Origin of the sequence: Micromonospora sp. B11E3, assembly GCF_039871625.1 — a bacterium.
GTDB lineage: Bacteria > Actinomycetota > Actinomycetes > Mycobacteriales > Micromonosporaceae > Micromonospora.
Genome location: NZ_JBDPMC010000135.1, coordinates 1 through 8398 on the forward strand (window position 1 = coordinate 1; position 8398 = coordinate 8398).

The following is an 8398-nucleotide window of genomic DNA, read 5'->3' on the forward strand; positions in this document are numbered from 1 at the left end:
TCACCTGCGAGGTGCCCTCTCGAGCGAAACGATAGAAGCGTCAGAACTCCTATCCTTCCAGCTCAGAGGGCACTTTCTGTCTCCGGGGTCCCACCGACCCGACATTCATCGGTGGATCGAGGCTCAGGGAGGTTCGGGGTATCAATTACCTCGTAGCGGTATCGCCCGACCTCAAATGCGCGACCCTCCTCGACTCGTGACGTGTCGAGCGTCTCGGGCGAACCGTTCTCCCGGTCTCGCCGACGTTGCCGAAGACGACGATGCGGGCTCCCGGCAGGGGTGGCGGATGACCGGACGGCTGGGGAGCAGCGTGCAACGCGCGTCTTCTGCGGTGGCGCGTACACGCGGGTAGGGGCACGCGATCTGTCGCGGCGCCCCGGTGGGGCCCGAAGTGGTGGCTCGGCCGCGCAGTGCGGCGAGCCCGAGGCCTCGGGTTGTCCGTACCGATGTGGGGGTTGTGTCCTCGGTGGCCCAGCTTCGCGACGAGGGCTATCTGGGTACGGTGGGTAGTAGGGCGGTGACCGTGGTGGCACCTCGTGGGCGAGTTGGAACAGGGCCTTGACCTAAGAAGATGTGAGCGTTAACAATGCAGCAACCTGGTTTTGTTATCGCTAACATCTAGCCCCTCGGGGAGGCCTGTGACTCTGGTAGATGCGGCCCGCTGCCATCGGCACTGCCACCCACTCCACCGCGCCGGACAGGTCGAGATGAACCCGAGCGGCCCGGTGGGAATGCCACGTAGACGCGGCAGCCGGCACTCCGTGGCGACGCGCTTCGGGCAGAGGCGGAGCAGACCCACGAGGTCTGCGGCCTCCTGTTGGCCCGCCGGTCGTACGACGGTGCGGATCGTGACCCGCCTCCGTGTCGCCCGCGAGGCGGTCGCCGGTCAGCTGATCGATCCCCGGGCCGGCCGTCGACCGGGTCGGGTTCCGGGCTTAACTGTGGGCCGGCACGCCGCCAGCCCGCCGCTGGAACACCCCGGCACCCCGCGGCTGGCCCCGCTCGGCGACGACATGACCGAGACCGCTGTGTCACCGACTCGCGCGGCGGACTGTGAAAGCCCTCGCCGTGGCACTCCAACCGGCTGTCGGACACGTACATCTCAACCAATGACGAGGAGCAGGAATGGCGCGCATCAGGGTCGACGCGGACCGCGCGATCGGCACCGTGGACCGGAAGATCTTCAGCGGTTTCGTGGAACACCTCGGTCGGTGCATCTACGGCGGGCTGTACGATCCCGGGTCCCCTTTCGCCGATGAGACCGGATTCCGCCGCGACGTCGCCGCGGCCCTGAAGGAATTGAACCCGCCGGTGCTCCGGTGGCCGGGCGGAAACTTCGCCTCGAACTACCAGTGGACGGACGGGATCGGCCCGGCTGAGAAACGGCCGAAGCGGCTCGAGTTGGCGTGGTTTCTCACCGAGTCGAATCTTGTCGGTACCGACGAGTTCCTGCGGTGGTGCGAGCGAGAGGGATACGAGCCGTACCTCTGCGTCAACATGGGCTCCGGCACGTTCAGCGAAGCGCAGGCATGGGTCGAGTACTGCAACGGCACCAAGGACACGTACTGGGCCAACAAGCGCCGGGAGAACGGCCGCGAGGAACCCTACGGCGTGAAGTTGTGGGCCCTCGGCAACGAGATGTATGGCGACTACCAGGTCGGCCAGCTCACCGCCGAGGAGTACGTGCGCAGGGCACGCCAGTTCGCCAACGTGATGAAGCGTACGGACCGCTCCATCCGGCTCGTCTCCTGCGGGCAGAACGGATGGAGCGAGTGGGACCGGGTGGTCCTGGAGGGTCTCGCGGACCTCGTCGACTACCACTCGATCCACATCTACACCGGGTCGTCCGACTACTGGGTGAACGTGCTCGCCCCCCACCAGGCGGAGCGGTCGCTGCGCGCCATGCGCGCGCTGATCGACGGCGTCACCTACCGCAAGAAGCTCAGCCACGAGATCAAGGTCGCCTATGACGAGTGGAACGTGTGGTACCGGTACACGGAAGGGGTGTACGAGCCCTCCGACCAGCCACCGCTGGAGGAGCGGTACGACCACTCGGACGCGCTCGCGGTCGCCACGTACCTGAACATCTTCGTCCGGCATTGCCGGACGGTCGGCATGGCCAATCTCGCGCAGATGGTCAACGTCATCGCGCCGATCTTCACCCGTCCCGACGGGATGTTCCTCCAGACGATCTACCACCCGTTCCGGATGCTCTCCGAGCACACCCAGTCGGTCGCGCTGGACACCTTCGTCGACGGACCCACCCACGACCTCGTGGAGAGCCCGGAGAACATGCACTGGCTGTGGCCGCAGCCGGTTGCCGACATGAACCCGTTCCAGGTCCTGGACGTCGCGGCCACCCGGGACCCCGACAAGTCCACGCTCACCCTGTCGGTGGTCAACCGTTCACCGGACGAGGAGATCACCGCGGACGTCGAGTTGCGTGACGTCGTCGTCGCGGGGGCCGGGCAGGTGACGACGCTGCGGCACAGCGACCCACGAGCAACCAACGACTTCGACCGACCGGACGACGTGACCCCCGTGGAATCGGTGGCGCACGTCTCAGGCGGCTCCTTCCGGTACGCCTTCCCGCCGTGCTCGATCACGGTGTTCCGCCTACCGACCGAGCCCGCCTGACCCGGCCTTTCCCAACGACACGGCATAGAGAGGAACACCATGTCCAAGTTCAGGATCGCCGCGGTCTTCGCGACCGCGGCGCTGGCTCTCGGCGCATGTGGCGGTGGAGGTTCCGGCGACGCCTCCGCCGACGCCGGTTCCGGGCCACCGAAGCTGAAGCAGAAAAACTCCTACACCGTCGGCTTCGCGGCGCAGCAGTCCGACCACCCGTGGACCCTCGCGCTGGCCAGGTCCATCCAGGACGAGGCACAGAAGCGCGGCCACAAGATCGTCTTCACCGACGCGCAGGGTCAGACCGCCAAGCAGGTCCAGGACGTGGAGTCGCTGATCGCCCAGGGTGTCGACGCGATCCTGATCACGCCACGCGAGGAGGGACCCCTGGCACGAGCCGTCATCAAGGCGCGCGACGCGGGCATCCCGGTGTTCCTGATCGACCGGAGCGTGGACAGCAGTGTCGCGCAGGCGGGGCGGGACTACGTCACCTTCATCGGTTCGGACTTCGTCGCGGAGGGCCGCAAGGCGGGCGAGTGGATCGTCAAGGCGGCCGGCGGCAAGGGCAAGATCCTGGAGCTGTCCGGCACCACCGGCTCGAGCGCGGCCAAGGACCGCGCCGAGGGGTTCCGGGAGGCTGTCAAGGGCACCGAACTGGAGATCGTCGCGACCCAGGACGGCGACTTCGTCCGGGACAAGGGCCGCCAGAAGATGGAGGCGATGATCCAGCAGCACCCGGAGGCCACCGTGGTGTTCGCGCACAACGACGAGATGGCCCTTGGGGCGATCACCGCGCTGGAGGCAGCCGGTCGGCGGCCCGGCAAGGACGTCACGGTCGTCTCGATCGACGGGCAGAAGGAAGCACTGCAGGCGATCATCGACGGCAAGCTCGGCGCGACCGTGGAGTGCAACCCCCGCTTCGGTCCCAAGGCGTTCGACGTGCTCGAAGCCTACGGCCGGGGCGAGAAGGTCGAGACCACGATGGTGAACGACGACGCCTTCTTCGACGCGAGCAACGCCGCCACCGCGCTGCCGAACGCCTACTGACCACATTCGCGCCCGGTGACGGGCGGGACCGACCGCGCCCGCCCGTCACCGGCGACGCCACCCCGGGAGAGGCACATGACGACGGACGACATGATCCTTGACATGCAGGACATTCACAAGAGCTTCGCCGGTGTCCCAGCACTGCGGGGGGCACGGCTGCGGGTGGGCCGGGGAGAGGCGCACGCGCTCATCGGCCAGAACGGCGCTGGCAAGTCGACCCTGCTCAAGGTGCTCACGGGCGTCTACAGCCGGGATGGCGGCAGCATTCGCTTCGACGGGGCCGACGTCGGGTTCGGCTCGCCGTACGAGGCGCAGCGGGCCGGGATCAGCCCGATCTACCAGGAGATCAACCTGGTCCCGCAACGGACCGTGGCGGAGAACGTGTTCCTCGGCCGGGAACCGCGCCGACTCGGGATCGTCGACCGCCGCCGGATGGTCAGCGAGACGGAGGAGCTGCTTTCCCGGATCGGCGTGCACGTCAACGCGGCACGCCCGCTGGAGACCTTCAGCACGGCGACCCAGCAGATGGTCGCCATCGCCCGGGCGCTGTCGTTCGACAGCCGGCTCATCATCATGGACGAGCCGACGTCCTCCCTGCACGACCGCGAGGTGCGGAAGCTGTTCGAGGTCATCGGTCAGCTGACGGCGGACGGCGTGGCTGTGGTCTTCGTCAGCCACAAGCTCGACGAACTCTACGCGGTGTGCGACCGTATCACCGTCCTGCGGGACGGCCGGACCGTCGCCGAGTCCCGGCTCGCCGAGATGAGCCGGATCGACCTGGTCGCCGCGATGCTCGGCCGCGATCCGCAGGACGTGCGCGCGGCCGGGCAGACCGCGTTCCACCGGGAACAGCGCGCGGTGGGCGATCCGGTTCTCACCACGAAGGCCCTGTCGAGCTGGCCGGCACTGCGTGGGGCGACGATCGAGGTACGCGCGGGAGAGATCGTGGGGTTGGCGGGGCTCCTCGGCTCCGGGCGCAGCGAACTCGCCGAGTCGATCTTCGGAGCCCGCAAGGTGGACCACGGTCAGGTGACCGCCGGCTCCGCCGCTGCCGCCGCGCCGACCTCACCGGCAGACGCGATCAGGTCCGGGATCGCGCTGACCCCGGAAGACCGGAAGACGGAAGGCATCGTGGCGGGAATGTCGGTGCGGGAGAACATCACCCTCTCTCTCCTGCCCAGGTTGTCGAGGTTCGGGTTCATCAACCGCCGCAGGGAACGGGCGGTCGTCGCGGAGAGCGTCCGCCGGCTCGGCATCAAGACCGCCAGCGTGGACCAGCCGGTGTCCGACCTGTCCGGGGGGAACCAGCAGAAGGTGCTGCTCGCCAGATCACTCGTACTGGATCCGGACCTGCTGATCCTCGACGAACCGACGCGCGGGGTGGATGTCGGCGCGAAGGCCGAGATCCAGCGCCTGGTCTCCGACTCGGTGAACGACGGCCGTGGCGTGCTGCTGATCTCCTCCGAGATGGAGGAGATCCTCGAAGGCAGCGAGCGGGTCTACGTGCTCCGCGACGGCGAGACGGTGGCGCACCACCAGACCGAAGGCCTCACCCAGGACGCGATCATGCGGGCCATGGCGTCCGGCGAGGCGCCTGACGCGCGTCCTTCCGACCCGGGAGACGACCTGTCATGAGCTCAGTCGCCACGGAGGCACGGGCAGTCGACGCCCCACCGGCAGCCGGCCCCCAACGCCGGCACCCGGCGCGGGCGATCGGCCAGAGACACGGGGTCTGGATCGCCCTCGCCCTGCTCGTGCTCGCCAACGTCGTCCTGACCGACGACTTCCTGACCCTGTCCACCCTCCAGGTGAACCTCACGCAGATGGCGACGATCGTCATCGCCGCGATGGGGATGACCATGATCATGGCAACCGGCGGGATCGACCTCTCCGTCGGGTCACTGATGGCCGTCGCCGGTGCCGCGAGCGGGTACCTGTTGCTGTCGGACACCGCGGTGTTCCAGAGCGGCTGGTCGGGCGTCGTCCTGATCGTCGCCGTCGGCATGCTGGCGGCCGCCCTGTTCGGATCGTTCAACGGCTTCCTCGTCGCGCACCTGCGGATCCAGGCCATCGTCGCCACCCTGGTCCTGCTGATAGCCGGCAGGGGAATCGCCCGGGTCATGACGAACGGGCGGTTGTTCACGTTCGAGAACCCCGAGTTGCTCCTGCTGGGTCGGGGACAGGTCGCCGGTCTGCCGATCCAGGCCCTGATCATGGTTATCGTCGTCGTCCTCACCGTCGTGGTGGTGCGGCTCACGACGTTCGGCCGGTACGTGATCGCGACCGGCGGCAACGAACGGTCCGCACACCTCGCCGGCGTGCCCGTGCGGCGCGTGAAGTACCTCGTCTACACCGTCGGCGGGGCGCTGGCCGGGCTGGCCGGGCTGCTGAGTGTGGCCGTGAACGGAACGGTCGACGCCGCCAACCTCGGCCTGGGCATCGAGTTCCCTGTGATCGCGGCGGTCGCAATCGGCGGGACGCGGCTGACCGGCGGCAACGCCCGGGTGCTCGCAACGGTGGGTGGTGCCGCGTTGATGCAGCTGCTGGCCTACACCCTCATCCGGCACGACATCCCGAAGGAAGTAGCGAATCTCGTGCAGGCGGCGGTCATCGTCGCGGCGGTGGCGGTGCAGCGACGGAGGCGGGTCTGACCATGAAGACATCCGAAGTGCCCGGTCGGGATGCGGCCCGGCCCGGCGGGCTGGCCAGGATCACGGGATCCTTTCAGTTCGACGGACCGCGGCACGGGGCGCTCGTCGTCCTCGTCGCCGTCCTGGTGTTCGCGGCCCTCCGGTACGACCGGTTCTACAGCCCCTTCCACGTGAAGGCGTTCCTGTCGTCGACCGACGTCGTCTGCATCGGCCTCATCGCCGTCGGGATGACCTTCGTCATCTCGCTCGGGGAGATCGACCTCTCGGTGGCGGGTACCACGGTCCTGGCCAGCATCGTGGCGGCGATGCTGGCCCCGCACGGGCTGGTGGTCACCCTCGCGGGAGCGGTCGCGGTGGGCCTCGTCGTCGGGGCGGTCAACGGGGCCCTCATCGCCCTACTCGAACTACCGTCGTTCATCGTCACGTTGGCGGCCCTGCTCGCCCTGAAGGGGCTCGCCCTCATCCTGTCCGGGAACGACAAGGTCCCGGTCGACTTCGGCACGCAACTGGTCGCCTTCTACGACGGGTCGCTCGGCGAGGTCGTCCCGTACCCGTTCCTGGTGCTCCTCGCGGTGTTCCTGGTGGCCTGGGTGGCCTACTCCTTCCGCGCCTTCGGTCGTCACATCCTGGCGATCGGGGGGAACCGGTTGGCTGCCGAGTTGATGGGGTTGCGGGTGGCACGCAGCAGGTTCGCGGCCTTTCTGATCACCGGCACGCTCGCCGGGCTGGCCGGTGCGTTTCTGACCGCCAAGACGACATCCGGCAACCCGCTCGAGGCGACCGGCTGGGAACTGAATGTCATCGCGGCGGTGGTGCTCGGCGGGACACTGCTGACCGGCGGTCGGGGATCCGTGCCGGCCAGCCTCGTCGGGGTACTGCTACTGGCGTCGGTCTTCGAGGTTCTCAACTTCGAGAACGGCCAGGGTGCCCTGACGATCGACTCCAACTGGCAGAACGTGGTCAGGGGCCTGTTCCTGCTGCTGATCATGGTCGTGCAGGCGGGTATCACCATGCGCGGTGAGCGTGTGCAACGCCGACGGATCCGCGACCAGATCGCGGCGGCGAGAGCATGACCGTGACCTAAAACGGTGCGAGGACTCGGATGGCGGTACCGGCTGGCAGATGGATGGCCGGCCGCCCGTTGACAGGCGACGTCAGTCGCGTACCGCCCGTTCGGCAGCGGCCGACCAGTCCAGATCCGAGTGCCCGAAGGTCACGTTCGGCCCACCGTCGGGGTTCCGCAGGGGAACAGGTCCGGCAACTGCTGCAGCTTGAGGTGGAACGGCGGGCCTGGCAGGTCCGGCTGCCATCCCCGGTCCAGTGCGGCGCGGATGCTCTGCTCCACCAGCGCCGGCTGGACCGCTTCCGACGGGTCCTCGGTCCGGTCGTCCGGCGCGGGCGAGCGGCTCGCCACGACGAGGATCCGTCCGGGCTCCAGCACCAGTTCCACGGCGAAGGACAGCGGTGACTGAGCCGTGGGCTGGCCCTTCGCCGGCTGCCTGCGGATGTTCCAGCGGTACAAGGCGCCGTCGACGACGATGAGTCGACTGCCTTTCTTGGGAATCGCCACCGCAGCGCACCCGGGGCAGCCTGCACGGGGCGATCATGCACACGGATCACGGTGCCCAGTACACGTCTCGGGCCTTCGCTGCCGAATGCCAGGCCGCCGGAGTCCGGCAGTCGATGGGCGCGGTCGGCAGCTCCGCCGATAACGCGGCTGCGGAGTCGTTCAACGCCACCTTCAAACGCGAGACCCTGCAAGGCCGCCGCGCCTTCACCGACGAACGCGAAGCCCGACTCACCGCGTTCCGCTGGCTGCACCGCTACAACACCGTCCGACGCCACTCCCGGCTCGGACAGCAGCCACCGATCACCTACCGATTTGAGGCGAGAGGGCTGCCGTCTTCAGGCGGCAGGTGAATCGCTGCCCTGATGCTGCTCTGTCAGTTACGTGCCGTGCGTATACTAAATTCGTGGCCGAATATCAGACGAACCGTGGGGCGGCGTACAGCCTCGGATACCACGTGGTGTGGTGCCCGAAGTACCGCCGCCCCGTGCTCGTCGGCCCAGTC

General features: G+C 68.2%; 6 protein-coding genes and 1 pseudogene. 6 read left to right on the forward strand and 1 reads right to left on the reverse strand.

Annotated elements, in window-relative coordinates; translation table 11 throughout:
• The first annotated feature begins 1125 nt into the window (after positions 1–1125).
• The 5 genes from ABGB16_RS32395 to ABGB16_RS32415 all read left to right on the forward strand — a co-directional run bounded on the left by ABGB16_RS32395 (position 1126) and on the right by ABGB16_RS32415 (position 7399).
• Positions 1126–2637, forward strand: coding sequence for an alpha-L-arabinofuranosidase C-terminal domain-containing protein (locus tag ABGB16_RS32395; protein WP_347671878.1), 1512 nt, complete (start codon positions 1126–1128; stop codon positions 2635–2637).
• A gap of 39 nt (positions 2638–2676) precedes the next feature.
• On the forward strand, positions 2677–3675 hold the full coding sequence (locus ABGB16_RS32400; protein ID WP_347671879.1) for an ABC transporter substrate-binding protein: 999 nt from the start codon (positions 2677–2679) through the stop codon (positions 3673–3675).
• Between the two features lie 75 nt (positions 3676–3750).
• Complete coding sequence (locus ABGB16_RS32405) at positions 3751–5310, forward strand: sugar ABC transporter ATP-binding protein (protein WP_347671880.1); 1560 nt, start codon at positions 3751–3753, stop codon at positions 5308–5310.
• The gene (locus ABGB16_RS32410; RefSeq protein ID WP_347671881.1) at positions 5307–6326 is read left to right on the forward strand and encodes an ABC transporter permease; all 1020 of its coding nucleotides are present in this window, start codon (positions 5307–5309) and stop codon (positions 6324–6326) included. Before ABGB16_RS32405 ends, ABGB16_RS32410 begins: the two co-directional genes overlap by 4 nt.
• 2 nt (positions 6327–6328) lie before the next feature.
• Positions 6329–7399, forward strand: a complete 1071-nt coding sequence (locus ABGB16_RS32415) for an ABC transporter permease (RefSeq protein WP_347671882.1) — start codon at positions 6329–6331, stop codon at positions 7397–7399.
• Positions 7400–7539: 140 nt separating this feature from the next.
• On the opposite strand, the gene ABGB16_RS32420 is transcribed toward ABGB16_RS32415, so the two are convergent.
• Positions 7540–7896 carry a hypothetical protein gene (locus ABGB16_RS32420; protein ID WP_347671883.1) on the reverse strand — a complete coding sequence of 119 codons (357 nt, stop codon included), beginning with the start codon at positions 7894–7896 and terminating at the stop codon, positions 7540–7542.
• On the opposite strand from ABGB16_RS32420, the pseudogene ABGB16_RS32425 reads away from it, so the two are divergent.
• A pseudogene (locus ABGB16_RS32425) lies at positions 7883–8246 on the forward strand (integrase core domain-containing protein); the annotation flags it as partial. The gene ABGB16_RS32420 and the pseudogene ABGB16_RS32425 overlap by 14 nt on opposite strands.
• Positions 8247–8398: the final 152 nt, after the last annotated feature.

Bases quoted from the DNA above. Each gene is read 5' to 3' on its own strand.
- ABGB16_RS32395 (WP_347671878.1), top strand. From the start codon at position 1,126: ATGGCGCGCATCAGGGTCGACGCGGACCGCGCGATCGGCACCGTGGAC.
- ABGB16_RS32400 (WP_347671879.1), top strand. From the start codon at position 2,677: ATGTCCAAGTTCAGGATCGCCGCGGTCTTCGCGACCGCGGCGCTGGCT.
- ABGB16_RS32405 (WP_347671880.1), top strand. From the start codon at position 3,751: ATGACGACGGACGACATGATCCTTGACATGCAGGACATTCACAAGAGC.
- ABGB16_RS32410 (WP_347671881.1), top strand. From the start codon at position 5,307: ATGAGCTCAGTCGCCACGGAGGCACGGGCAGTCGACGCCCCACCGGCA.
- ABGB16_RS32415 (WP_347671882.1), top strand. From the start codon at position 6,329: ATGAAGACATCCGAAGTGCCCGGTCGGGATGCGGCCCGGCCCGGCGGG.